Origin of the sequence: Nitrosomonas sp. (genome assembly GCF_019635155.1) — a bacterium.
GTDB lineage: Bacteria > Pseudomonadota > Gammaproteobacteria > Burkholderiales > Nitrosomonadaceae > Nitrosomonas.
The window spans coordinates 266,195-290,379 of record NZ_JAHBZY010000001.1 but is presented as its reverse complement, the minus strand read 5'-3'; the positions used below and the strand labels follow the sequence as shown (position 1 = coordinate 290,379).

General features: G+C 49.7%; 34 protein-coding genes and 1 pseudogene. 16 read left to right on the top strand and 19 right to left on the bottom strand.

Features of this window, described 5'->3' with window-relative positions:
* Position 1: 1 nt before the first annotated feature.
* The 7 genes and pseudogenes from KF839_RS01405 to KF839_RS01375 form a co-directional block, all read right to left on the bottom strand.
* The gene (locus KF839_RS01405; protein ID WP_292916023.1) at positions 2 to 955 is read right to left on the bottom strand and encodes an aspartate carbamoyltransferase catalytic subunit; all 954 of its coding nucleotides are present in this window, start codon (positions 953 to 955) and stop codon (positions 2 to 4) included.
* Positions 952 to 1,458, bottom strand: a complete 507-nt coding sequence (gene pyrR, locus KF839_RS01400) for a bifunctional pyr operon transcriptional regulator/uracil phosphoribosyltransferase PyrR (protein WP_292916073.1) — start codon at positions 1,456 to 1,458, stop codon at positions 952 to 954. The genes KF839_RS01405 and pyrR overlap by 4 nt, the downstream gene beginning before the upstream one ends.
* Positions 1,439 to 1,927, bottom strand: coding sequence for a Holliday junction resolvase RuvX (ruvX, locus tag KF839_RS01395; protein WP_292916022.1), 489 nt, complete (start codon positions 1,925 to 1,927; stop codon positions 1,439 to 1,441). Before ruvX ends, pyrR begins: the two co-directional genes overlap by 20 nt.
* Positions 1,928 to 1,942: 15 nt before the next feature.
* Positions 1,943 to 2,503: a YqgE/AlgH family protein gene (locus KF839_RS01390; protein WP_292916021.1), complete on the bottom strand. Its 561-nt coding sequence runs from the start codon at positions 2,501 to 2,503 to the stop codon at positions 1,943 to 1,945.
* A gap of 64 nt (positions 2,504 to 2,567) precedes the next feature.
* Entirely contained in the window at positions 2,568 to 3,194 is a 627-nt protein-coding gene (coq7, locus tag KF839_RS01385; protein ID WP_292916020.1) for a 2-polyprenyl-3-methyl-6-methoxy-1,4-benzoquinone monooxygenase, read from the bottom strand.
* Positions 3,195 to 3,267: 73 nt separating this feature from the next.
* Positions 3,268 to 4,077, bottom strand: coding sequence for a (Fe-S)-binding protein (locus KF839_RS01380; RefSeq protein ID WP_292916072.1), 810 nt, complete (start codon positions 4,075 to 4,077; stop codon positions 3,268 to 3,270).
* Between the two features lie 246 nt (positions 4,078 to 4,323).
* A pseudogene (locus KF839_RS01375) lies at positions 4,324 to 4,557 on the bottom strand (4Fe-4S dicluster domain-containing protein); the annotation flags it as partial.
* Positions 4,558 to 4,714: 157 nt separating this feature from the next.
* On the opposite strand from KF839_RS01375, the gene rpsP reads away from it, so the two are divergent.
* Genes rpsP through rplS form a run of 4 tightly spaced genes read left to right on the top strand, consistent with a single transcriptional unit; the run spans position 4,715 to position 6,744 of the window.
* Positions 4,715 to 4,990, top strand: coding sequence for a 30S ribosomal protein S16 (rpsP, locus tag KF839_RS01370; RefSeq protein ID WP_292916019.1), 276 nt, complete (start codon positions 4,715 to 4,717; stop codon positions 4,988 to 4,990).
* A 13-nt stretch (positions 4,991 to 5,003) separates the two neighbouring features.
* Positions 5,004 to 5,516, top strand: coding sequence for a ribosome maturation factor RimM (gene rimM / locus KF839_RS01365; protein ID WP_292916018.1), 513 nt, complete (start codon positions 5,004 to 5,006; stop codon positions 5,514 to 5,516).
* A gap of 12 nt (positions 5,517 to 5,528) precedes the next feature.
* Positions 5,529 to 6,302, top strand: coding sequence for a tRNA (guanosine(37)-N1)-methyltransferase TrmD (gene trmD / locus KF839_RS01360; protein ID WP_292916017.1), 774 nt, complete (start codon positions 5,529 to 5,531; stop codon positions 6,300 to 6,302).
* A 22-nt stretch (positions 6,303 to 6,324) separates the two neighbouring features.
* Positions 6,325 to 6,744, top strand: a complete 420-nt coding sequence (gene rplS, locus KF839_RS01355) for a 50S ribosomal protein L19 (RefSeq protein ID WP_292916016.1) — start codon at positions 6,325 to 6,327, stop codon at positions 6,742 to 6,744.
* 107 nt (positions 6,745 to 6,851) lie between these two features.
* On the opposite strand, the gene KF839_RS01350 is transcribed toward rplS, so the two are convergent.
* The 3 genes from KF839_RS01350 to KF839_RS01340 all read right to left on the bottom strand — a co-directional run bounded on the left by KF839_RS01350 (position 6,852) and on the right by KF839_RS01340 (position 8,096).
* Positions 6,852 to 7,199 (bottom strand): arsenate reductase family protein, encoded by a 348-nt coding sequence (locus KF839_RS01350; RefSeq protein WP_292916015.1) that lies wholly within the window; start codon positions 7,197 to 7,199, stop codon positions 6,852 to 6,854.
* A 22-nt stretch (positions 7,200 to 7,221) separates the two neighbouring features.
* Complete coding sequence (locus KF839_RS01345) at positions 7,222 to 7,737, bottom strand: invasion associated locus B family protein (protein WP_292916014.1); 516 nt, start codon at positions 7,735 to 7,737, stop codon at positions 7,222 to 7,224.
* Between the two features lie 104 nt (positions 7,738 to 7,841).
* Complete coding sequence (locus KF839_RS01340; protein WP_292916013.1) at positions 7,842 to 8,096, bottom strand: DUF2024 family protein; 255 nt, start codon at positions 8,094 to 8,096, stop codon at positions 7,842 to 7,844.
* A gap of 432 nt (positions 8,097 to 8,528) precedes the next feature.
* On the opposite strand from KF839_RS01340, the gene KF839_RS01335 reads away from it, so the two are divergent.
* The 5 genes from KF839_RS01335 to KF839_RS01315 all read left to right on the top strand — a co-directional run bounded on the left by KF839_RS01335 (position 8,529) and on the right by KF839_RS01315 (position 10,780).
* On the top strand, positions 8,529 to 9,113 hold the full coding sequence (locus KF839_RS01335) for a nucleoside deaminase (protein WP_292916012.1): 585 nt from the start codon (positions 8,529 to 8,531) through the stop codon (positions 9,111 to 9,113).
* Between the two features lie 65 nt (positions 9,114 to 9,178).
* The gene (locus KF839_RS01330) at positions 9,179 to 9,388 is read left to right on the top strand and encodes a DUF2798 domain-containing protein (protein ID WP_292916011.1); all 210 of its coding nucleotides are present in this window, start codon (positions 9,179 to 9,181) and stop codon (positions 9,386 to 9,388) included.
* 109 nt (positions 9,389 to 9,497) lie between these two features.
* Positions 9,498 to 9,692 carry a type II toxin-antitoxin system VapB family antitoxin gene (locus tag KF839_RS01325; RefSeq protein WP_292916010.1) on the top strand — a complete coding sequence of 65 codons (195 nt, stop codon included), beginning with the start codon at positions 9,498 to 9,500 and terminating at the stop codon, positions 9,690 to 9,692.
* Positions 9,692 to 10,081, top strand: a complete 390-nt coding sequence (locus tag KF839_RS01320; RefSeq protein WP_292916009.1) for a PIN domain-containing protein — start codon at positions 9,692 to 9,694, stop codon at positions 10,079 to 10,081. Before KF839_RS01325 ends, KF839_RS01320 begins: the two co-directional genes overlap by 1 nt.
* 123 nt (positions 10,082 to 10,204) lie before the next feature.
* Positions 10,205 to 10,780: an HNH endonuclease gene (locus KF839_RS01315; protein ID WP_292916008.1), complete on the top strand. Its 576-nt coding sequence runs from the start codon at positions 10,205 to 10,207 to the stop codon at positions 10,778 to 10,780.
* An 84-nt stretch (positions 10,781 to 10,864) separates the two neighbouring features.
* Here the strand turns inward: KF839_RS01315 and KF839_RS01310 are convergent, their stop codons facing one another.
* From KF839_RS01310 to KF839_RS01280, 7 genes are all read right to left on the bottom strand, one after another.
* Positions 10,865 to 11,566: an O-methyltransferase gene (locus tag KF839_RS01310; RefSeq protein ID WP_292916007.1), complete on the bottom strand. Its 702-nt coding sequence runs from the start codon at positions 11,564 to 11,566 to the stop codon at positions 10,865 to 10,867.
* Positions 11,542 to 12,525 carry a class I SAM-dependent methyltransferase gene (locus KF839_RS01305; RefSeq protein WP_292916006.1) on the bottom strand — a complete coding sequence of 328 codons (984 nt, stop codon included), beginning with the start codon at positions 12,523 to 12,525 and terminating at the stop codon, positions 11,542 to 11,544. Before KF839_RS01305 ends, KF839_RS01310 begins: the two co-directional genes overlap by 25 nt.
* Positions 12,512 to 13,822: an O-antigen ligase family protein gene (locus KF839_RS01300; RefSeq protein ID WP_292916005.1), complete on the bottom strand. Its 1,311-nt coding sequence runs from the start codon at positions 13,820 to 13,822 to the stop codon at positions 12,512 to 12,514. Before KF839_RS01300 ends, KF839_RS01305 begins: the two co-directional genes overlap by 14 nt.
* A complete protein-coding gene (locus KF839_RS01295; RefSeq protein WP_292916004.1) occupies positions 13,720 to 14,748 on the bottom strand; it encodes a glycosyltransferase family 2 protein in 1,029 nt (342 codons plus the stop codon). Before KF839_RS01295 ends, KF839_RS01300 begins: the two co-directional genes overlap by 103 nt.
* A gap of 146 nt (positions 14,749 to 14,894) precedes the next feature.
* Positions 14,895 to 15,659 (bottom strand): FkbM family methyltransferase, encoded by a 765-nt coding sequence (locus KF839_RS01290; RefSeq protein ID WP_292916003.1) that lies wholly within the window; start codon positions 15,657 to 15,659, stop codon positions 14,895 to 14,897.
* A gap of 57 nt (positions 15,660 to 15,716) precedes the next feature.
* Positions 15,717 to 16,982: a hypothetical protein gene (locus KF839_RS01285; protein ID WP_292916002.1), complete on the bottom strand. Its 1,266-nt coding sequence runs from the start codon at positions 16,980 to 16,982 to the stop codon at positions 15,717 to 15,719.
* An 89-nt stretch (positions 16,983 to 17,071) separates the two neighbouring features.
* Positions 17,072 to 17,239, bottom strand: a complete 168-nt coding sequence (locus KF839_RS01280) for a hypothetical protein (RefSeq protein ID WP_292916001.1) — start codon at positions 17,237 to 17,239, stop codon at positions 17,072 to 17,074.
* Between the two features lie 18 nt (positions 17,240 to 17,257).
* Here KF839_RS01280 and KF839_RS01275 point away from each other — a divergent pair, with 18 nt between their 5' ends.
* The 6 genes from KF839_RS01275 to pgl are packed head-to-tail and all read left to right on the top strand — an operon-like array spanning position 17,258 to position 21,999.
* A complete protein-coding gene (locus KF839_RS01275; RefSeq protein WP_292916000.1) occupies positions 17,258 to 18,007 on the top strand; it encodes a 3-deoxy-manno-octulosonate cytidylyltransferase in 750 nt (249 codons plus the stop codon).
* Between the two features lie 14 nt (positions 18,008 to 18,021).
* The gene (locus tag KF839_RS01270) at positions 18,022 to 18,789 is read left to right on the top strand and encodes an HpcH/HpaI aldolase family protein (protein WP_292915999.1); all 768 of its coding nucleotides are present in this window, start codon (positions 18,022 to 18,024) and stop codon (positions 18,787 to 18,789) included.
* Positions 18,789 to 19,721, top strand: a complete 933-nt coding sequence (locus KF839_RS01265; protein ID WP_292915998.1) for a phosphoglycerate dehydrogenase — start codon at positions 18,789 to 18,791, stop codon at positions 19,719 to 19,721. Before KF839_RS01270 ends, KF839_RS01265 begins: the two co-directional genes overlap by 1 nt.
* A complete protein-coding gene (locus KF839_RS01260) occupies positions 19,718 to 20,656 on the top strand; it encodes an NAD-dependent epimerase/dehydratase family protein (RefSeq protein ID WP_292915997.1) in 939 nt (312 codons plus the stop codon). Before KF839_RS01265 ends, KF839_RS01260 begins: the two co-directional genes overlap by 4 nt.
* 4 nt (positions 20,657 to 20,660) lie before the next feature.
* Positions 20,661 to 21,302, top strand: a complete 642-nt coding sequence (locus KF839_RS01255) for an HAD family hydrolase (protein ID WP_292915996.1) — start codon at positions 20,661 to 20,663, stop codon at positions 21,300 to 21,302.
* A 16-nt stretch (positions 21,303 to 21,318) separates the two neighbouring features.
* Complete coding sequence (gene pgl, locus KF839_RS01250) at positions 21,319 to 21,999, top strand: 6-phosphogluconolactonase (protein WP_292915995.1); 681 nt, start codon at positions 21,319 to 21,321, stop codon at positions 21,997 to 21,999.
* A gap of 122 nt (positions 22,000 to 22,121) precedes the next feature.
* On the opposite strand, the gene KF839_RS01245 is transcribed toward pgl, so the two are convergent.
* Complete coding sequence (locus KF839_RS01245) at positions 22,122 to 22,544, bottom strand: acyl-CoA thioesterase (protein ID WP_292915994.1); 423 nt, start codon at positions 22,542 to 22,544, stop codon at positions 22,122 to 22,124.
* A gap of 134 nt (positions 22,545 to 22,678) precedes the next feature.
* On the opposite strand from KF839_RS01245, the gene KF839_RS01240 reads away from it, so the two are divergent.
* Positions 22,679 to 23,524: a ferritin-like domain-containing protein gene (locus KF839_RS01240; RefSeq protein WP_292915993.1), complete on the top strand. Its 846-nt coding sequence runs from the start codon at positions 22,679 to 22,681 to the stop codon at positions 23,522 to 23,524.
* A 39-nt stretch (positions 23,525 to 23,563) separates the two neighbouring features.
* Here KF839_RS01240 and metW read toward each other — a convergent pair whose 3' ends face one another.
* On the bottom strand, positions 23,564 to 24,181 hold the full coding sequence (gene metW, locus KF839_RS01235; RefSeq protein WP_292915992.1) for a methionine biosynthesis protein MetW: 618 nt from the start codon (positions 24,179 to 24,181) through the stop codon (positions 23,564 to 23,566).
* Positions 24,182 to 24,185: the final 4 nt, after the last annotated feature.

Genomic DNA, 24,185 nt, shown 5'->3' with positions numbered 1-24,185 from the left:
GTTAAGCGCCCGCCAAAATAGACATCACTGCCATGCGAACCGCGATGCCGAACGTCACTTGCGGTAAAATGACAGATTGTCCGCCATCTGCCACAGCCGAATCAATCTCTACTCCGCGATTCATCGGCCCGGGATGCATTACAATGGCATCACGCCGTGCAAGGGACAGTTTCTCAGGGGTCAAACCGTAATATTTAAAATATTCCTCCGCACTGGGTAAATTGGCGCCTTTCATCCGTTCATTCTGCAGGCGTAGCATCATTAATACATCGATATCCTTTAGCCCTTTCACCATATCATGATAAACATGCACACCCAAACGTTCCACCATTCTCGGGAGCAATGTTTTAGGCGCAATCACACGCACTTCCGGAACACCCAAAGTCGTCAAAGCATGGATCTGCGAACGCGCCACCCTGGAATGTAAAATATCTCCGATTATTGCCACGCGCAGCTTACGGAAATCCTGTTTATACCGGCGAATTGTGAACATATCCAACAACGCTTGTGTCGGATGCGCATGACTGCCATCGCCCGCATTGATTACATGAATGTCAGAACGGACATGTTTTGCAATTAAATGGGCCGCGCCGCTTTGCGCATGACGGACAACAAACATGTCTGCATTCATTGCGGAAAGATTATTAACCGTATCGAGCAATGTTTCACCCTTGGATTGCGCCGAAACGGCAATATTCAAATTGATGACATCTGCTGACAAGCGCTTAGCGGCGATTTCAAACGTTGTTCGTGTGCGCGTGCTGGGCTCAAAAAATAGATTAAAGATCGACTTACCCCGCAACAAGGGAATTTTTTTAACATCCCGCTCGGTAACCCCTACAAATGATTCCGCAGTATCCAGGATATTCAGCAGAATCGAAGCCGGCAATCCTTCCGTGGTCAGCAAATGCTGCAATACTCCGTTCTCATCCAATTGCGGGTTTCTATTGATCATTCTGGAAGGTTCTTATCGTATAGATCAAAACTCAACTTTCCGCTCTCGTCACACTTGAGCTCCAGCATCTTATCCGCAGGCAGTGCGATTTCTATTCCGACATATTGCGCCGCAATCGGAAGCTCTCTGCCTCCCCGATCTACCAGAGCCGCCAAACTAATTGAAGCGGGCCGGCCATAATCAAATAATTCGTTAATTGCCGCACGTGTCGTTCGCCCCGTATTTAACACGTCATCCACCAACAAAATATGTGCTCCATCCACCTCAAACGGTATTTCAGAAGGCTTGGTTTGTGAATGTAATCCGATCTTGTCGAAATCATCCCGGTAAAAAGATACGCTCAATATGCCTAAAGGTTTTGCAATCGCCAACTCCCGATGCAAGCGTTCCGCCAGCCAAACACCGCCCGTATGAATGCCTATCAGCGAAAAATCTCTCGATCGATTCGCCCGTATCTTTTGCGCGAAGCTTCTGAAAACTTCCTCAGCGTCTGGTAGTTGTATGTTGTTCATTAAAAAATGATTGTAGAATTTGTTGCGCAGAAAATTGATCCAATAAAGGTTTTTGCTTTACTCCAAAAATCCCGGCTGCATTCAATGAAGCACTTGCTATTTCACTGGTATACCGCTCATCTTTCATTACCACTTTAATTTTAAACCGGCCTTCTAAACGACGAGCGAAGCGCTGACTAAGGCGCGTAATCTCATGCGTGGTTCCGTCACTATGCAATGGCAATCCCACTACCAGCAATACAGGTTGCCAAGTCTCGATCAATGTTGCAATTTTTGCAAAACGCCGTTCCGTCACTTCCGTGTCAATGGTTACTAATGGATTTGCCACACCAAGCGCAGTATTGCCTATCGCCACACCAATGCGTTTCTTCCCAAAATCAAACGCCAAAACAACCCCACTCGGCAATTGCTTCTCTGATTGTTGATGCGTTGCGAAACCCTGAGAAAAAAATTCCGTCATTGATTCCACGGGTAATTATGCGTGTCCAACTTCATTCGAGATATTCGCGTCATGAATTCCCAGCAATTGCATCGCTGCCGGCAATCGTTCTTCCGACGGCAAGTCAAATAAAACACCTGCCGTGGCCGGTACCGTCAACCATGCATTTTGCGCCAATTCATGTTCAATCTGACCAGCGGCCCAACCTGCATAACCCATTGCTATTAAAACCTGATCCGGACCTTCCGCATTCGCAATCGCCCTCAAGATATCCAAAGAGGTCGTTAACCCCACTTCCTTATTAACCGTAAGAGTTGACTGCCAATTTCCGATGGGATGATGCAATACAAACCCGCAATCCAACTGAACCGGGCCACCGAACAATACCGGTATCGCCTCGGCTTGAGAATACGTTTGCGGAATGCCAAGCTGTTTAAAAAGGCTTACCAATGTGAGATCCGTAGGCCGATTAATGACAATGCCTAAAGCCCCTTGCTCATTATGCTCACAAATGTAAGTTAGTGTTTTGGAAAATACAGAATCCACCATTGTCGGCATTGCAATCAAAAAATGGTGCGTCAGATTGATATTTTTCATAGCGAAGGCTCTCAATGATCATGTGAACATTCTGCTTCTCTTTTCCAGCAAGTTACAAAACGACTTATACCCAATACGATGTATGAGTCATTACTTTTGACCCAAATTTCATCGTGATTTTTATCGGAAGCGGCAATTCCGCACCACCATATGACAGCGCCATCGTTGCATGGCTGGCTTCATCAATCTTCATTTGTGTAACGATTGCACGGCTCTTTTCATCCTGATTGGGCAAGCGCTGCAAATGCCCTGCCAAATGCTCTCCTACTTGATGTTCTGTTTCAGCGAGAAAACCAAGATTCCATTTATCTCCCAATAATCCGGCTATTACCCCGATTGTAAATGATCCACCATACCACAACGGATTCAAGAAGCTTTTACGCCCGCCCAGCTCCGCAATACGACGCTCAGTCCATGCCAGATGCTCCGTTTCCTCTCTCGCCGCCTGCATCAGCGTTTGCTGTACAGCTCCGTCTCTCGCGGTTAGACCTTGCCCTTGATACAGCGCTTGAGCGCAGACCTCACCCACATGATTGATACGCATCAGCGCACACGACAACCGCTTTTCCGCTTCCGACAAGTCGGCTTCCGGTAATTCATTTCCAGGCACTGGCCGCACTGTTTGCGCCGGCGTTAACAACGTTCTCAACGCACCATCGAAACCAATGATAAGCTTATCAATATTAATCATAATCTCTATGTTCCGTATAAGGAAAACAGGTTTCTAGAATTTCCTAGACACAACTACTAAAAATTTGTTTTTATTATAATTCCAAACCCATCTGTCTTGCCAGTAATGTAACCGGATGCAACACTTCAATCTCCATTCCCTTCTCATGCAATCCATTTGCGATATGCATGCTGCAACCAACATTGGAAGTCACCAGATAACGAGCTCCGCTTTCCTTGATTGCGGTTATCTTATCATTGAGTAACATATTTGAAATTTCAGGTTGATCAATAAAATAAGTTCCGGCAGCACCGCAACATTGGCCATTACCCGCCAAAGGCAGTATTTGAACACCAGGTATATGTTCGAGTAATTTGTACGGATATCGCTGCTCATCCAGAACATTACGGAGACTGCAAGGATCATGCACCAGAATTTTCTCAGACAGCGGTGTGACTTGAATGCCTTCCCACCCTTCACTCAAAACAAGAAATTTGTTAATGTCGATAATCCGATCATTCACTCCGCTCATACCAGATTCAAGTAGTTGCGCTCCGCACCCCGATGCTGTGTTGATAATCGCTTGAATATTGAGATGAGCAAAAGCCGATTGATTTTTTCTTGCACATACATCGGCCTTATCAATCTCACCACGATGCTGATACAGCGCACCGCAACAAGTTTGATCAGCAGGTACATGAACAGTGTAACCCAGATAATTCATTACCACGATGCTCGCATTTAATGATCGGGTATCCGTTATCCTTGCCACGCAACCCAGAAACAAGGCAACCTCGCCACGGCACTTGCCAATAGCGGGATAGATCTTTTGCCATCGATTACCAACCGTCATTTTGCCGATACCGACTTTCGCAAGTGGAAACTTTATTGGCGGAAGTTGCAAGATCGATCTCAACAATGCATTCTTAGCAAAAAAATTTACCTTGGCCATCCGGTGAAACCAGGTTCTTTTTTGCACAAAATAAAATAAGCGGCGCAAATAATCCAATCGAATCGGGTGAGATAATAGTAATCGCAGGAATAAATCTTGCAGCGATGACGATGACTTTCCTCTTGATTTATCCGATTTTGATTGTCTAATGAGATTGCGAGTCTCATCAATTAATGTTCCGTATTGAACGTCATTTGGACAAACAGCCTCACATGATCGACATGTCAAGCACCGATCCATATGTAAAATGAATCTTGAATTCAGAGGAATCCGGCCACTAGCAACTCCATTCATTAAAGCGATACGCCCACGCGGAGAATCGGCTTCTGATTTTAACAATCGATAGGTCGGACAATGCGGCAAACATAACCCGCAAGAAACACATCGATTGGATTCTTCAATAATTAGTTTTTTTGTAATATTTGGAGACAATTGATTAATACTTGTATAAAAATGACAATTTATCTAAGCACCCTATTATCCATGCAAACCAATCCGTTTCATCAATTTTGAGCATCTTATCACTTGTCATTTTTACAGAAATTATTGTAAAATATAGGATTACATAATACTTTCGCTACAAAATTCTATGGTTATTATCAGATTGGCACGAGGTGGTGCAAAAAAACGTCCTTTTTTTAACATGGTAGTAGCGGATTCTCGCTTCCCTCGTGATGGCCGTTTTTTAGAGCGCATCGGTTTTTATAATCCCAGAGCAGCGGGTGGTGAAGAGCCACTGCGAGTTCAGTTGGATCGAGTAGCATACTGGCAGTCTCAAGGTGCGCAATTATCAGCAACCGTATCCCGACTCGTCAAACAATTTGTCGCCAATAAAGAAACTTCCGACAGCACCCCCACAAAATAATCCAAACGAGTCGATGGTAATAATGGGCCATATCATGGGCCCATTTGGTGTGTATGGTTGGATAAAGGTAAATCCATACACGGAATTCATCGATGGATTAATGGATTACTCAATATGGTGGCTCGGCAGCGATAATATAAAATGGCGGCAAGTACATGTGAAAGCCGGTCATGTTAATGGTAATTTGCTAGTAGCACAATTAGAGGGATACACTGATCGCACGCAAGCTTCAGAGCTTAAAGGATTGCAGATTGCAATTTTGAGAAGCCAACTGCCGACACTCCCGGAAGACGGCAAAGATGGTTACTACTGGTCTGACTTAATCGGAACTGAGGTCATCAATTTAAAAGGCGAGCTGTTAGGTAAAGTCATCGGTTTACTTGAAACGGGCGCTAACGATGTTTTATGCATCCAGACAATCGATACTGAGCAAAAAGAGATTCTGATCCCTTTTATTGAACAGTTTGTCATTAAAGTGGATCTTAAGCTCTCAAAAATTACGGTTGATTGGGGTATGGATTATTGAGATGGTCTAACAATGCCTTTTGAGTGCGATGTCATCACGTTGTTTCCTGAAATGTTCGAGGCTCTGACCAATTACGGCGTGACTGGAAAAGCGTGTAGAAACGGCATTATCAACTTGACCACTTGGAATCCGCGCAGGTTTGCATATGATAATCGTCATACGGTAGACGATAGCCCCTACGGGGGCGGGCCGGGAATGGTCATGATGGCGCAGCCGCTGGAGGATGCCATCATTCAGGCAAGAGCGAGGCAAATCGGGTCAGGTGTGTCGCAAACTACTGTTGCTTACATGACACCTCAGGGAAACCGGCTTGACCATCGTATGGTTACGACACTGAGTGAAATGCCGGGCTTAATTTTGCTATGTGGTCGCTACGAGGGCATAGATGAACGTTTAATCAATCGCCAAGTGGATATGGAAATTTCCATTGGCGATTATGTTGTTTCCGGTGGCGAATTGGCGGCAATGGTTTTAATTGATTGCATCATCAGACAAATACCGGGCAGCTTGGGTGATCCCGAATCGGCCAGTCAGGATTCGTTTGTTGATGGGCTATTGGATTTTCCGCATTACACACGTCCCGAGGCCTACCAAGGTGATCGTGTACCTGAAATATTAATGTCAGGGAATCATGCGCAAATCCGCCGTTGGCGGTTGCAGCAAGCACTGGGCAGAACCTGGCTAAAACGCCCGGATCTATTGGAACTAAAATTAGAACAACGTGGCATTACCGTAGACGAAAAAGAATTATTGGAAGAATTCAAACAGACTTGTAAATTCAGATAGAATCAGCAGAGAGGAGAAGAAAATGAATATTATTGAACAATTGGAAGCAGAAGAAATAAAACGCCTGAATAAAGAAATACCTGATTTCTCTCCGGGCGATACCATTATTGTTAACGTTAACGTTGTTGAGGGTGATCGTAAACGGGTGCAGGCCTATGAAGGCGTTGTTATCGCTAAACGCAATCGCGGCCTTAACTCGGCCTTCACAGTCCGTAAGATTTCAAGCGGAGAAGGCGTGGAACGTACCTTCCAAACATACTCCCCGTTAATATCAAGTGTTGAAATTAAACGTCGCGGTGCTGTTCGCCGTGCAAAACTCTACTATCTGAGAGATCGCGCAGGAAAATCAGCCCGTATCCGCGAGAAGCTTCCGGCCCGCCTTGGCAGTAGCGCGAATAATAGCGCAGCGGTGGAACCACAAGACACTACCGCTTCAGAATAAATCTCTAGTAAGCAAACTTCATCGCAATATTATAGATAGAAAAAACCCCCGTCCATTGCTTCCAATCATGACGGGGATTTTATAAGTTAAGCCACTGTTCTCGTTATTTATTTCTTAAGTAGCTCCATCACATTCTCCGGAGGCCGGCATAACTTAGCCTGGTCGCCCCGAACCACAATAGGGCGCTGCATCAAATCCGGATTCTCGACCATTGCTTTGATAATCTCGTCATCGGAAGCCGAGTTCAGACCATGCGCTGCCGGCTCGTCTTTGCGAAGCACATCGCGTACGGGTACATTCAGTTTTTGAATGAGCTTCCGCAACTCCTCGACAGTTAAAGGGACTTCATAATAATTCACAGAATCGAACTCTTGACCGTTTTCTTTCAGCAAAGAAATGGTCGCCCTGCACTTACTGCAAGTGGGTTTCTGATAAATAACAATCTTTTCGCTCATAACATAACAAAAAAACACACAATCATTTGATACCGCATTCCGCCGATATTGCCTTATAAGCCGCTGTTGATCCACTCAGTCCAAACGTATCGACGGTGTTAGTGCCGCGTGCCGATGCACCCTTCACGATCAACGAATTACCACGTTTAATCGCATCCGTTATCTTATTGTCGGTCGCCTCATCCGGTGCCCAAGCCGAATCATCCTGAGTAAACAGACGAAAATTCTGATTATTAACGGTAACTGTCGCATCGCTACCCGGTTTATAAGGATAGCCTGCAATATAACTGAAAACATTAGTACTTTTCTCTGAAGGGCGATGCGTAACCAATGCATAAACATCGCCGCGCTTTGTATAATTTCCTTCAGATTTTTTCGGTTGGCTCACCATATAGCAAACTTTGTTATTGTTCTCCATGAACATATAAGCCGTCCAATCACCATGCTGCCCTAAAAGCTTCGGTTCGGTCGCTTGCACCGAACCACAAAATGCCATAACAGCACTCGCAAATATTAATTCATTAAATTTCAGCTTCATATTTTAATGACCTTAAAAACTATATCGTTACGATCTCAGCAGTTGACCGACGCAAGACATTGAAGTCTTACAAATATAACTTACCATTCACTGGCAAGCAAAAATCAACAACCTTCCATTTTATAGATGTAGAAACCATTTTTGTTAATTTCATCAACAACATTTGGCGGGGCACTTTGGCTATGGCAAAAACTGCATTCCTTACTCGAAACTACGGCATCGCCTTCCCCGACAGTCGCAAGCCATTGTTTAGCGTACTCGACCGCTTTTTGATCATCCTTCACCGCCGTAAACACATCGAAGTGCATTGTATGCCCATCTTTAGCCTTAACATACGTATCATAAACATGAATTTGCATAACATCCCTTCCAAAAAATTAATTGACAAACAATCCTTACGCAGCATAGCGGCCTATCCATCCGCTCATTTTTCATTCCCAACTATACTACCAATTAATACACCAAACTGCCAGGAGATATAGCCATACCTCCGAAGCCGAAAATTTAATCGCATCGTTATTCCCCTAAGAAATCCTTTAATCACAACGTCACAGCGAACGAAGTCGCAAAAATGGATGATTAATGCCTCGGAACAGAGTGGGGCTAGTCTCTATCAGAGAAATGCTGAATAATCCGGTGAGCAAGGTAATATACAAAGACAAGCAGTCCGCAGACAATGAACCGATCAAAACAAATGCAATTTTACAAGCACCGTCCAATGCAACGAATCCCCTTTATAAGCGTTTATTGAACGATTTACTGATAATGAACCTAACCCTGCTATTTGCTGAATGAAAAAATGGACCAACATCTCATTGTCAATCCCGGATTGGCTGAATACCTGGGTTATGAGCATACCGACACACTTTCCCACGCAAAAAAAACGAATGATGTTGACAATCGATTTAGCGAGAATCAATGTGCAGCAAGGCGGTGGACCCTTTGCCGCGGCTGTTTTTGAATCCGGTTCCGGAAAACTTATTGCACCCGGTGTCAATTGGGTTGTTCCGGGAAAATCCTCGCTGCTGCATGCAGAAATAATGGCGCTCGCATTGGCGGAACAATCGCTCGGCAATTACGAACTGGCCCAGTTTGGCTCGTTTGAGCTGGTCACCAGTGTCGAACCTTGCTGTCAATGTCTGGGTGCATTAATATGGGCCGGCGTGGTCTCGGTCGTCTGCGGCGCGCATTCGGAGGACGCGCAGGCCATCGGATTTGAAGAAGGCCCGCGCCCCGCCGATTGGATCCAGGAACTGCAAAAAAGAGGCATCGCTGTAACGACCGGAATCATGCGGCCGCAATCCGTGGAAATATTGCAAAGCTACACCGGAGAACTTTATAACAGCCAGCTACCGGGTTTAAATTCGAATGACTGACTTGTGTGATCGACATGCCAGATACCCATCGTTACAGACCTAAGGATTAATCGTTGAAGCGTCAATTGTTACAGCACTGCCTCTATTGCCTCATCATGTCGGCAACCATGACCGGCTGCGTATCGGCGACCGTAACAGCCGTCAACCTCGGCTTTTCCAATGGCTATCTCGAAGAATGGCTCTATTCCTGGAGCATCGCCTTCCCCGTCGGATTCGTGCTCTTAATATCGCTCTCCCCGGTATTCAGACGCTTAGTCGATAGAATCTTTCGTTAGGGTGCAATCTTAATGCGGACCATACCCCCGCAAGAATGCGAAATCTCAATAGGAGCTTGATCCATTATGCATAATTGTCTATGCTTTTATGCATCGCAAAGGAGGTATTATGAGAACAACCCTGGATTTACCTGAAAATCTGTTAAACGAAGCAATGCGCGTAACCCACACCGAAACTAAAACAGCGGTGATCGTATTGGCGTTGGAAGAATTAATCCGTAAGGCAAAAATCTCCGAACTCAAGCAATTCAGGGGGAAAATCGAACTGGATATCGACCTCGATAATATTCGGGCGCGCCGGTAATGGCAGTGTTGGTGGATACCTCCGTCTGGATCGATTATTTCCGAAGCGGCCAGCAATCCGCCGAATTGAGTTACCTCATTGATGAGAACGCCATCGTTACCAATGATTTGATATTGGCCGAATTAATTCCTTTCTTAAAACTGAAACATCAAACGAGAGTCATCGAATTGTTGTGTGAAATAAAACGCCTGCCATTGCAAATTGATTGGGGCGATATCATCGAATCGCAATGGCAGTGTTTGAAAGCCGGATCCAACGGAATAGGCATTCCCGATCTCATCATCGCACAAAATGCTAAGGCTAATCATTGCGAGGTATTCTCGCTCGACAAACACTTCCAAATGCTCGCCCAAGCAATTAATATCAAACTTTATCAATTATCAGGATAAATACCATCAATCTCGCAACGATAGAATTTTGAGCTGAGGATCTAACACCTTCACGCAATGAAACCTAAATCAGTAGCAACTCAATAAAGTTAAGGGGACAAAATGAATTTTGCATTATTAAACATGCCTCTTGACACCAATGCTGACATCGTGCGTGATGTCAGCGTGCTCATTTCACTGGGTCAGCTTGATTCTGCGTCCGCGCTCATTCGTGAGCGCTACCCTTTTGTACCAGTAAAAAAATTGGGGCGGCAATACACGCCTCGTCAGATGACTGCGGTTTTTTTGCGAGATGGCTTTATTGACCGATATCGCGGAACCAAACTTGTCTTTCCACCGGCTCTTCGTCTGATTTCATACTTTCTCCCTAGCGAGTTTCCCTATCACAAAAATGGAAAAATGACCGAAGGTCACATTGCCTTCTGGGAGTTGCTTCCTACCATTGATCACATTCATCCTGTAGCGCGTGGAGGAAATGACTCAGAAGACAATTGGGTCTCGTGCTCAATGATCACCAACAGCATCAAAGCGAATTGGACACTCGAACAGCTTGGGTGGGAACTGTTACCTCCCGGTGACTTCGGCGCTTGGGATGGTTTGCTTGGTTGGTTCGTCCAGCAAATCGACCGTGCCCCAACACTTCTGAGTGAACCATACTTCAAACGATGGTACAGAGCCACCCGTGACCAAGTAATGTAAACCAAAGAAGAGCACTGGCAAATTCAGCCTGCCCCTTACCGTAACATTAGCACGATAAGTTGCAATGACAAAAAACCCCATCATTTAACTAACAGTTTTCTTCCTTGCCACGACCAACCCATCGCGAGTCGGGTTGATGAACGCATCGAAGTCCGGGTCGTTGAATATGAGGTGGTTATGTTCGACGATGGCTGCGGTTGAGCCCATGGCGGGGTCGTGGTATGCGGGCATGGTGACGCGGCCTTGCCACAGCACGTTGTCGGCGATGTACAGCCCGCCGGGGCGGATTCTGTTTTTGGCCATGCGCCAGATGAGCGGGTAATCACCCTTGTCGACATCGTTGTAACAAATATCGAACAGGCCTTCAGTCTGCTCGAACACCGCTTGCGCCAGGCCGGTGTGGAATTCGATGCGCGGCCATAAATCCGCTTGCGATAGATAATGTTTCGCGCGTTCGCGGTTTTGCGGATCCGAGTCGCTGCAAATAACGCGGCCATTTTCGCCGACCGCTCGCGCAAACCAGTACGCGGAATAGCCATAGCCGCTACCGAATTCGAATACCCGCCGGGCGCCGATCATTTTTGCTTGGGTTTCCAGAAAGATCCCGGCCAGGCGGTTGACGATCGGAAAATGATGCGCCTGCGCGTAGTCTTCCATTGCCGTCAACACCGGATGATCGGTTTGCACCGCCAAATCGCGTTGATACGCTTCAATCGCCGGATCGACCGGCGTGATGCGATTGGCATTGTTCGCCGCATCGTTTATTTTTGAGCAATCGCTACACATTCTTCCCCCGAATTTTTATCGAATAATAATGCCCACCGCGCTAGCCATTGAAACCAAAAACCGCGCCAGACGTCTTGGATGGAACGCGCCGGTAATTGCCGGACCGCTGGATCGCCGGGCACGCTGCTCTCGCCGATGCCGTAAGCACCGACGACTGTGGTCCGGCAGCGCGGTTGCGCAAAACCCGCTTTCTGCAGAAGCAGCGACAGCGTGCGGCAGGTGAACAAATGCAAATGCCGCGGCGGTTCCAGCCCGCGCCAGCCGCCGCCGAATGTGCGGTGTCCCAAGCTCTCGGCATTCGGCGTCAGCATCATCAGCACGCCGCCTGTGCGCAACAAACGATGACAGTGGCTCAGCAACGCAACCGGATCGTGCACATGTTCGATCACATGGCTCAGAATCACGACATCGTATTGTTCCGTTTCCGGCATCGTTTCGAGCGGCCCCAAGTGAACGTCGATGCCCTTTTCCCGGCGCACATACGCCGCCGCCAGCGGATCGATCTCTTGCCCGGTCACGCTCCAGCCCAGCGCCCGTAACCGCGCCAAGCGTTTACCGTTACCGCACCCCACTTCGAGTAACCGGCCCGTCGGCACATCGTCCAAATATATGCGTTTGTAACGTTTACGCTCCGACTGCAATCCCAGCAAGCGCACACTACCGCCGTGCAGCACGGCGCGCAGCAACCGGACAGCGCGCGATGGCCGCGCGGCATTGGTTTCGTCGTGGGTGTAATATTGCCGGTAGGCCTTGCCGATTTCATCCGGCGTCGGTCTGGGATCAAGCCACACCAAACCGCAATCGGCATTGACGCAGCGTTTGAAATGCCACTCCCCGGGCGCGCCAAACAAATAATCGACGCGATTCCGATGCAACAGTTGACCCTCGCTGCCGCAAAGATAGCAATGCGGTTGTGCTTCGGTGCCGATCGGATCGGCTGGTAAATCAGGCGGCTGCATCGTTGCGGTTAGCGATGGACCAATGCAGCGCAATCCCGGTGATCAGCAAGACCAGGATTGGTGTGCGGCTAAAGATCAAAAAAGTGTCAGTCAATCCGGCAAGCCCTAAAAAACCGATCAAACCGGCGCCCAATAGCGCCATCCTGGCGGACTGGAACGCCCGGTACCAACCCCAGTATAAGAATAATAACACTGCCATGCCCGGAACACCGATATGTACGCCGATTTCAATCCAATCGTTATGAAAATGCGAGGTCGGCTGAAATGCCGGCAAATCTTTGTAAATTCCACCCTTGTAGGTTTCGATCGCTTGATCGAAGTATCGCCTCGCCATGCCGGTGCCGTACCCGGTCCAAGGCCGCTCGGCGATGGCATGCACGCCCACATCCCACATCGCCAGCCGATAACCCAGACTGGAGTTGTACTGGCCTTGTTGCAACAAGGCCATGTCGTCGTTAATCAACGCCAACCGTTCCTGAAACACCGGGCTGCTGAGTGCGAAAACCACCGCAGCCGTGATAACGGCCAACGCGATGACCAGCATATTCTTGAGTGCGTGACGATAACGCAGCATGATCAGCAACAATACCGAAATCAACGTCGCCAGCAGCAACACCCGGCCACTTTGATGAAACTGAATAAATAACAATGCCAACGCCACGGTTGCACCGGCCAGTTGCCCGGCAATCGAGCGGCTGGCGCATGCAAAATTGGCTGCAACGATCACACCGACGCCCAGCATCGCCGAGAAACTCAGATACGACATGTTAAGCCACGGAATCCCTTGCACCCCCATCACTTGCCATTGATAAAACCCCATTGCCAGCACGCCGAAGTAACCCGTAACCAAGCCTGCCAATGCCCAAAATAGGCGCTGCCGGTTTAACAGCAAATAAAACGGAATAATAAACAGCAGCATGAAATACTTAAGCCATTTCATGCGCCCGTCGAGCGGCAGTTCGCTCCAAGGTAGTCTTATCAGCAACAGCACGCACAGCACGAGCAATGCCTGCACCAGCGGCAATTTGAGCGCTTGTCCGAATCGCTGCAAGCCACCGTCGATCAAACAGGCAATCACCAGTAACGGAAAAGAAACCGCGTTCAGCGGACCATACCAAAATCCCGCGCACACGGCCACCAGCGTTAGCCGGATAAACCATTCACGCTTGCCGCCGGACGATTGTCCGGATTCCGCTAAGACACCGCCGCTTCCCATTCGCGTATCCTTATGCCGCGCAAGCGCGCCCATATTCGTAGCAACCAACGCAGCCAGATGGCCGTGCCGGGAAAAAACCATAGATCGGTGACGCGTTTATCTTTACGTGACCAGCCGCGCACCATCAGTTTGATAATTCTATTCGATCGGATTTTGCTGTTGCGCATTTGCAGGCAGGAAAGCTGCGGCAAACTTTCCGGTGTTAACCACTCCACCCGCCCGCCTTGCCGCATCACTTGCTCTATTGCATCCACTGCCGGAAGCGGCAAACCGGTCAACGTCGATACACCCGAAACCACCAACACATTCTGCCGCGCCCGCGGGTAGCGCGAAAGATAAAGATTGCGGTTTTTGCGCACCAACTCAAGATACGGCCGGCCACGCCCGAAAGAAGCACCGATTTTATGCTTGATGGCCGCTTGCGGATGTATACCCATGCGCCATCCCTGCTGTTCCAAGCGGCGCCCGAGGTCGGTATCTTCGTAATATCCCCGCTCAAATTGCACGTCGAATCCGCCTAAAGCTTGGAACACGGCGTGGCGAATCAAGAAAGCATAGCCGCGGAAACGATAAGTTTCGATATAACCGCCCGGCTGTTGCAGGTAGCGGTTAGCTGTGCCGCGCGGCATTTCCCCTTCGGTTGGATTGATCACCGCTAATTTTGAATCGGCAGCCAAGGCATTGCACAGTAGCGGTAAAAAATTCGCGGTCACCTCGCTATCGGAATTGAGCACCAATACTAATTCGGCATCCGAACGCGCCATCGCGTCGTTCACCGATCGACCGTACCCTTGGTTGACCGGTGCATGGAAAATCTGTACTTGCGGATACGTCAAACGGTCGAGCATCGTTCGCGTTTCTTCAGCGGATGCATCGTTCTGAATATGAATGGTGCGGATTGATGCGCCAAGATGCGCCACTACGGAATCAATGCATCGCCGGGTTAATTCCGGTGCGTTGTAAACGGGAATTACAACATCGATGATGGGAGTAATGAGATTACTCATCGGCTAACCTAAAAATTCATATCTCGTCACAATACATCATTGCTCACAAAAATTATTCCTTACATATCATTTATATGTTACGTCAATATTTTTTGTTCCCGCCTCGTCTTGTTTAAAACACTGAATTTTTAAAGGTACCCGACAAATCAAGCTCTACCGAAAATCAAGTAGGCTTCACCCCAATTCTTCGAAGGCCGTTGAGTAACGGCAAGCCCGGCCTGCCGCATCAATGCAATCGCTTTTTCTTGTTCGGTGACGGTTCCAAGCTCGATGATGACCGACTTCAACGCCGGATTTTTCAACACCGCCGCTGCGCCTTCGAGGATCGGGATTTCGATGCCGTCGACATCGATTTTCATGTAATTGGGATACGGAAACCCCCAATGCGCGCACAAATCATCCAATGTCACACCGAACATTCCTTGCACATGCGTGGCCGCCATTTTCATGTTTTCCAGATCTTCATGTCCGAACTGCGCACGGTTGCTGCCGGGAATAAATTTGGGAATATACAATTTGGAAAACTCGCTTTTCCCGGAAACCGCAACACAGTAAGACAAAATGTAATTGCTCAGATTGTTCAGATAGATATTTTTGTTCAATGCGTAGTAATTACTGCTCTGCGGCTCGAACGCGAAAGTTTTCACCTGATCGCCGTATTTCTTCGCAGGATACAGCGAATACTGGCCGATATTGGCGCCGATATCGAAATAACTTGAATCCGGTTCAAAACTATCCAGCCAGTCGAGCGTATCCGGCTCTTTCTTAGAATAAGTCCGGGCGCGATTAAGCGTACGCAAGTGATCGACGGAAATTCGCAAATGCTGGCCTCGGACTATGACATCCGAATAACCGCCTTTCAATTTGTAAGCCGCCACCACCAGTTCGTTTAAAATATCTTTTGCCCGCATCTCACCACCTTATGGTTTCATCGGTAAAAACTATGCACCGGTATGGCAACTCACTTGTCAACTCGCCAGTTGTTCCAGCAAGGATACATAACGAGGTAACACATTGGCATCCGGATAATCCAGCATTTCCTCTAAGAAACGCTGCCGGTGTTCCTCGATATAGAAAGAATTGACTCCACTGGTTAGAAAACCATTAATCTTTTCGTACACATCATCGCGGCATTTCAATTCCGTTTCCGGCATGTAATAAGCAACGGCGGAGCGCGCCGCGATTAAATAATCAGCCGCCAAAACCGGCTTTTTCGCCCGCACCGCTTCGAACACCACAGACGTCGCCAAATCGATAATGACATCAGCCCAATTCATCAAATGCACCGAATGCGCATCATCGCTGGCAACCCGGACATTCGGCAATTTTTTGATGGAGCTGTCGGTTGTGAGAGATTGCTTCCAACCACTACGGGTATGCGGTTTAATAATCAATTCCACATCGGGAAATTCGGCGATCAGATGCACCACTTCGCTCACCTCTTCCCAGAAAGTGGTGAAATTGGCTTTGCGCAAGAACATGACAATTTTCAACCGGCTATCGGAGCGTACCAGCGGCGACGGCGGCATCAAGCCGGAAAGGATTTTTAACCATTCTTCGCAGTAGCGAGGCGATCCCAACACTGCCAACCGGCCCTCGTTCATAAAAGGACGGAAGCGCACCGAGCATAACTCGTTAGGAACGACCACCCGGTCGAAAATAGTCGCTGCCGAAAACGTGACATCCGGTTCGACGCGCCGTTCGCCGCGGCGGATTAATTGGCTGTAATGGGGGCTATCACCGTGCGGCAACGATACCGTGCCGAACCCCCGGTGTCTGGCAATAGCGACGACGACTTCCACCCATTCCACGCAAATTACCGAATTTCTTTCGATCCAATCAAACGCCACCACACCTTTGGTATCGTTGCCAAAACAACGATTCAGCAGAAATTCGGCGGTATGCCGCCACAACGGTTCGCGCTGCCGCTCGTCAATACGTTCGGCCAATTTCTCGGCGATCCTGCCGATCACTTTGATGCGCCGCACATTGCGTGTCAGCATTAACATTTGCAAGCGCCATTTGATATATTCAAGCAACGGGAACAGTTCTTTCATATGCGCAACGCGCACACCCTGCAACTGACTCAGATATTTGACACGAAAATCACGGCGGAACTGCGCGGAACCGATCAATACGACATCGCATTGATGACCGGAACTGATCCATTTGTATATGACCGGTGTCACATGATCGATATCGTTATAGTGGCGGAGAAAAAAAAGAGCTTTCATGACTGTCGTTAGATGATCATAATTTTCAGGAAACGCACCATCGCAAATTTTTCCTAAATTTAACAGTAGATTCTGTGAAGCGCGCCATTTTACTCTGGCAACCTCTCAATTACCAGCAGCGCAGCGGACTCCTGCTCAAAATAATACGGCCGACGCAACAAATCTAAAAATCCAGCAATAAATATTGCCCAGAACAGTAGAAAAACCTGATAATCAGCACATTGTTTTTGACCAGTTTTTTTAACCCAGCCATTCACTCAATCTACGAAATTTCCATGAAAACAATCGCTGTTATTCCGGCCCGCATGGGCTCATCCCGTTTTCCGGGCAAACCGGTCGCGAAAATCCTCGGCCGTCCGATGATCGAGCATATCTATAAACGCGTAGCCATGAGTCAATCGATCGATGCTACCTATATCGCCACTTGCGACGAAGAAATCCGTGACATTGCGGAAGGTTTTGGCGCCAGGGTCATTATGACCGCCGATACCCATGAACGCGCCAGCGATCGCGTTGCCGAGGCGGTAACCAATCTGGATGCGGATTTAATCGTGATGGTGCAAGGCGACGAGCCGATGACGCACCCGAACATGGTCGATACCGCGGTTGCGCCGTTCAAACACGATCCGCAGCTTGGTTGCGTCAATCTGGTCAAAAAAATCGATCATGAAGCCGACTATCTCGACGTCAACACCATCAAAGTCGTGATGGATCAAAACGGCAATGCGCTGTATATGTCGCGCCGTCCGATCCCGACCCTGGCCAAAAACGGCTTTGCCAATACCGCCGCCTATAAGCAAGTATGTATCATCCCGTTCCGCCGTGACCTGCTGTTTCAATACACCCGCCTGACGCCGACGCCCTTGGAGCAATTAGAATCGATCGATATGTTGCGTTTACTCGAACACGGCCTGCCGGTGCGCATGGTGCATACCGAATACAACACGCAAGCGGTCGATACCACGGCCGATCTGCAACGCGTCGAGAAATTGATGGCATCCGATCCGTTGCTTTCCCACTACTAGAATCCGAATTCATCATGTCATTAAAAACAAAATTGAACCGGTCTGAATTGACCATCGGCTCCTGGGTCACGCTGGGCCATCCATCGATCGCCGAAATCATGGCGTCCGCCGGGTTCGACTGGCTGGTGCTGGATACCGAGCACAGCGTGTTGGAACTGAACGAAGTACAAGCCATTATCCAGGTGCTCGACGCCAAGCAATGCCCGGCGATCGTGCGCCTGACCTCGAACCATCCCGATCAAATCAAGCGCGTCATGGATGCCGGTGCGACCGGCATTATGGTGCCGATGATCAAGTCCGCTGCCGATGCCAAAGCCGCAGTCGACGGCGTCTATTACCCGCCGCGCGGGCAACGCGGTGTCGGATTGGCGCGCGCGCAAGGCTACGGCGCCAGCTTTCCTACCTACCGCGCCTGGTTGGAAGAAAATGCGGTAATCGTCGTTATGATCGAGCATGTCGATGCGGTCAAAGCCATCGATGAAATCCTTGCAGTACCCGGCATCGATGCGTATATCATCGGTCCATACGATTTATCCGGTTCGATGGGGCGTCCCGGCGACTTGAACCATTCTGACGTGCAAGCCGCCATCGCGCAAGTGCTCGAAGCCGGTCACCGCGCTGGCAAGCCCGGCGGCATTCATGTCATCGAACCCGATCCGCAAGCCTTGCAACAACGCATCGAAGCCGGCTTCAATTTCCTCGGCTACGCGTTGGATATCCGCATTCTCGACGCCATTTGCCGCAACCACTTACAAATCATCCGCACCGCACTGAAAAAATAATGAACACTTTGGTTATTTCCACTTCGTCGTTTGACATCGACAACAACCCACCGCTGCAACAATTGCGGCAAAAAGGCATGCGCATCGTCACCAACCCGCACAAACGCAAGCTCACCGAAGATGAAATTATCGAGCTACTGGGCGATGGCGCGGTCGGCCTGATCGCCGGAATCGAACCGTTAACCGAACGGGTTTTTCACGCATCGCCGCAACTGAAAGTTGTTTCCCGTTGTGGCGCCGGGCTGGATAGCGTCGATTTGAGTGCCGCCAAACAGCGCGGCATCACGGTGTTGAACACGCCGGAAGCACCGGCACAGGCGGTTGCTGAATTAACGATGGGATTTATTTTGAGCTTGCTGCGGCAAACCGCCAGTATCGATCGTGCCGTTCGCCAAAAAGAATGGCCGCGCACGCAAGGCCGTCTGTTAGCGGCGCAAACCATCGGCATCATCGGCTTGGGGCATATTGGCCGCCGCATCGCGCGCTTGTGCCAAGCGTTTGAAGCCAGCGTGATCGCGCACGACCCGTTTGCATCGCAAGTGCCGGATGGCGTGGCATTAGTATCCCTGGAGCGACTGCTCGCAAGCGCCGATATCATCACGCTGCACCTGCCGTATTCCACCGATACGCATCACTTGTTGAATACCGGAGCATTCGCGGCGATGAAACCGGAAGCGATCGTCATCAACGCCGCGCGCGGCGGATTGATCGACGAGAATGCGCTGGCCGATGCGCTCAAATCCGGCAAAGTCAGCGCTGCAGCGCTCGACGTGTTTGAACAGGAGCCGTATCAAGGCCCGCTGCTCGATATTGACAACATCACCCTGACATCGCATGTCGGATCGCTGGCCCGGGAATCGCGTCAACGCATGGAAATCGAAGCAGCGGACAATTTATTGCAAGGCCTCATCAAAACAGGTGCAATCTCATGACAGCCATTTCCAATGAAAAAGTGATCGTATTCGGCGCCAGCGGTTTTCTCGGCAGTCATGTCGCCGATGCCTTGACGGCAGCGGGATATCAGGTGCGATTATTCGACCGGGTCGCATCGCCTTTTCTGAAAAGCAATCAGGAAATGATCGTCGGCGATATCATGAATCTTGAACAAGTTATCGAAGCCGCCAAGGGTGCCTCGATCGTGTATAACTTTGCAGCGATTGCTGACATCGACGAAGCACACGACAAACCGATCCCAACCGCGACCATCAATGTACTTGGCAATATGCACACGCTCGAAGCCGCCCGCATCGCTGGCGCCCGGCGGTTTGTGTTTGCCAGCACCGTATACGTGTACTCCGAATCCGGTTCGTTTTACCGCGCCAGCAAGCAAGCGGCGGAACGCTTTACCGAAACTTACCACGAACGTTACGGCCTGGATTACAACATTCTGCGCTACGGCTCGCTGTACGGCCGCCGCGCCGACCAGCGCAACGGTATTTACCGCATGCTGCGCGAAGCGATCGAGCACCATTCGATTACCTACAAAGGCAGCGGCGAAGCCATGCGCGAATACATTCATGTCGAAGACGCGGCGCGCATGAGCGTGCAAGTGCTGGCGCCGGAATTCGCTAACCGCCACTTGATCCTGACCGGTCAGGAAAAATTACGCATCAGGGATGTCATGACGATGATTTCGGAAATGATGCCGTGGCCGGTCGAATTACATTTTGACGAAGCCAATACCGTGCATCACTACAAAATTACGCCGTATGCATTCCAACCGAAGATCGGCCGCAAATTGGTACTGAACGAACACGTCGATCTGGGGCAAGGCATGCTCGATTGCTTGCGGGAAATTCACCAGGATCTGCACCACGGCGACGAAAACGGCGACGCCACCCCGGCCACGCCGGATAACCGGGCTTGATGCGATGCCATCATTCAACTGGCAGGCGATCATTTTCGATTTCGACGGCGTCGTGGTCGAATCCGGTAAAATCAAAACCCAAGCGTTCGCCGAGCTCTACCGCTCTTACGGTGACGACATCGTCGCGCAAGTGGTGCAATTCCATACGCAAAACGGCGGCATGTCGCGCTACCGTAAATTCCGCCATTTTCAGGAACATTTCCTGCACCAACCGCCATTGACCGAAGCGGAAGAGCAACAGCTCGATATCCGTTTTTCCGAACTGGTGGTCGAAGCCGTGGTCGCCGCCGAGCCGGTGCCTGGCGCAATCGAATTGATTCGCCAACAATCCGGCAGAATCCCATTGTTTGTCGCCTCCGGCACTCCGGAAGCCGAGCTCAAGGTGATCGTCGAGCGCCGCGGCCTCGCGCCTTATTTCACCGATGTACGCGGCGCTCCGGCATTGAAAAAAACCATCATTGCGGAAATCCTATCGGTACACGGCTTGAAACCCGGATCAGTACTGATGATCGGCGACGCCATGGCCGACCTGGAAGGCGCGCAAGCCAACAACACCGCTTTCCTGGGCCGCGTCTTTCCCGGCGACCCCAACCCGTTTCCGGCACATATCGAAGTCGTTCCGAATTTACGCGGATTAGTGCAATAACGTTGGCAGCGCCACGATGCAAAGACGCACCTACCCGGATATTGAATCGTTAAGCCAAGGCTTTGCCGATTTTGCCGCAGCCGCACTACGCGACACCTTAAGCCGGAAACCGCAAGCCACGCTCGTCGTTCCCGGCGGCGGCACCCCGCGCCATTACCTGCCCGCATTGGTGAAATGTCAGCTACCCTGGGACCGGATCACCGTCACGGTGTCGGATGAACGCTGGGTCGACACTAATGACGAGCAATCGAACGAACGATTGGTAAAACAATGCTTGATGCAACACCTTCCGGAACATGCCCGCTTCGTCGGATTGAAAACCGCGCATGACAATCCGTTCGACGCCATCGAAACGATTCACCAACGCTTGGATCGCCTGCCGTTACCGGTCAGTCTGACCGTGTTAGGTTTAGGTGAAGACGGCCACATTGCCTCGTTATTCCCGGGCATGAATCCCAATTCGCTATCGGCGCATCACTGCATCGCCGTCGCCCCCCCGATTGCACCTTCGCTACGCATCAGTCTTTCACTGGAAATATTGGCAAACAGCGAGCGGATTGCGCTGGTGGTAGCAGGTGAAAAAAAGCGGCGGTTGCTGGATAAATTGACAAGAGATCCCGATTCGAAAATACCTTTCACTTGGCTATCGCAACTTGCGAACTCAAACATCACCATTCTTGAAGCTGATGGGAATTAAAGCGGCAAAACCAAGCGATTCACCGGTAATCGCCGCAGGAATGGCGTTGAATACTCGATCTGAGTATGCACTCCGACAAATCAGCGAAAATAAAGTAATCGAAAAAGTTCTCCGGCAAATAATCACTCCACCGGCACCACCCTTGGCTTGCGGTTGCTGTCGATGGCGACATACGTCAACACCGCTTCGGTGACTTTGATGCAGATTTCCTCGCCGCCTTCGCGCACGCCACGCTGAGCGTAGACGGCAACTTCAACGGCAATCGAAGTGCGTCCGATTTTGACGATATCGGCATAAATGCTGACGAGGTCACCGACGAAAACCGGGTGCTTGAACACGAAGGAATTGACCGCGACCGTTGCAACCCGTCCGCAGGCGCGGCGGATGGCCGGGATACTACCCGCCATGTCGACTTGTGACATGATCCAGCCGCCGAAAATATCGCCCGCGTAGTTGGTATCCGACGGCATCGGCACGGTGCGCAGGACCGGTTGCCCTTCCGGCAATGAAACATGTAACGAAGGATCGTAAGGAATATTAGGCATGATTGTTTATTCGTCCAAGTATTATTCGGGTTGCACACATGCGTCCGCACGCAATGCAAGGCTATAATAACGTTTTGGTTAAAATCTGACCTGCTTTTTCTTAAATACCAATCGAATTGCAGAATACAAAGAGTATGCAATCCCTGTCTGCTGCTGCCGAATCATGCCTGAGAGCCTGCGAAATCGCAGAAAAGCTGCATTTGACGCAGCAAACCGCGCAAGCTTGGCACGCAGGTTTACTGACACTGGAATCGGAAAACGAACCGGAATTGATCGATGAACCCGGGCGGCCAGCGCAACCGATTTTGGTCGCACCCGGCGAAGTGCCTAAACGCCGCCTTGGCACCAAGGCCGGACTCATCGCGCTCATTCATGCCATAGCGCATATCGAATTCAACGCGATCAATCTGGCGTGGGACGCGGTCTATCGTTATCGTGATTTACCATCACAATTTTACAGTGATTGGATTCAGGTAGCCGTTGAAGAAGCGTATCACTTTCAATTGCTACGCGAACGGTTGAACGAACTTGGCGGCGATTACGGCGATTTCCCGGCGCATAATGGTTTGTGGGATATGGCGATGCGCACGTCGTTCGATCCCTTGGTACGCATGGCACTGGTGCCGCGCGTATTGGAAGCCAGAGGGCTGGACGTTACGCCGAGGATGATCAAACGCTTGCGGCAAGCCGGCGATGACAACACAACCGCGGTCCTTGAAATCATCTTGCGGGATGAAATCGGGCATGTCGCCATCGGTTCGCACTGGTTCAAATACTTATGCCTGCAGCGTGGATTGGATTCCGAACGAACATTTCGCGAATTGATCGCGCAATACTTCACCGGTCAGATAACCGGTCCCTTTCATTACGAGGCGAGACAGAAAGCCGGATTTAGCCCGGCGGAATTACACGCATTGGAGACTATGAATTCTTTTCAAGCGCAACCGGAGCACTTCGCGCCGGACAATCCTGAATGTTAAGGATCGCGCCTGAGAGCTTTCAATCAAATGTTTGCGCTATTACGCAAACCGTTCGAACCGGTAAAAAGCCAACATTCCTCGCAGATTCGGTAAGAAATTAACCGGCCGGTCATGATTGTTCATCACTTTTCGTTCCAGAATCCGCGCATCGCATTGCTGGCATAATGCTTCAAAATCACCCAGCGTACAGAGATGGATATTGGGAGTATCGTACCAGCGATACGGCAACGTTTCCGATACCGGCATGTGACCGGCGATGACTTGCATGCGGTTTTTCCAGTAACCGAAATTAGGAAACGACACGATACCTTCTTTGCCGACACGCAGCATCTCCTTGATGATGCCTTCGGTATGCCGCATCGCCTGCAGGGTTTGCGACAAAATGACATAATCGAACGAATCCGATGCAAAACTTGACAATCCCGCTTCTAAATCATTCTGAATCACATTAATGCCATTGCGGAAACAACTGAGCAAATTGTCATCGTCGATCTCGACACCATACCCAAAAACGTTGCGGGTATCACGTAAATAGCGTAACAGAGAACCATCGCCGCAACCCAAGTCGAGTATTTTTGCGCCCGGTTTTATCCATTCGGCAATCGCGGCAAAATCCGGACGGAGTGCAGCAGTCGATGATACGGTGGTTTCAGTCATAATC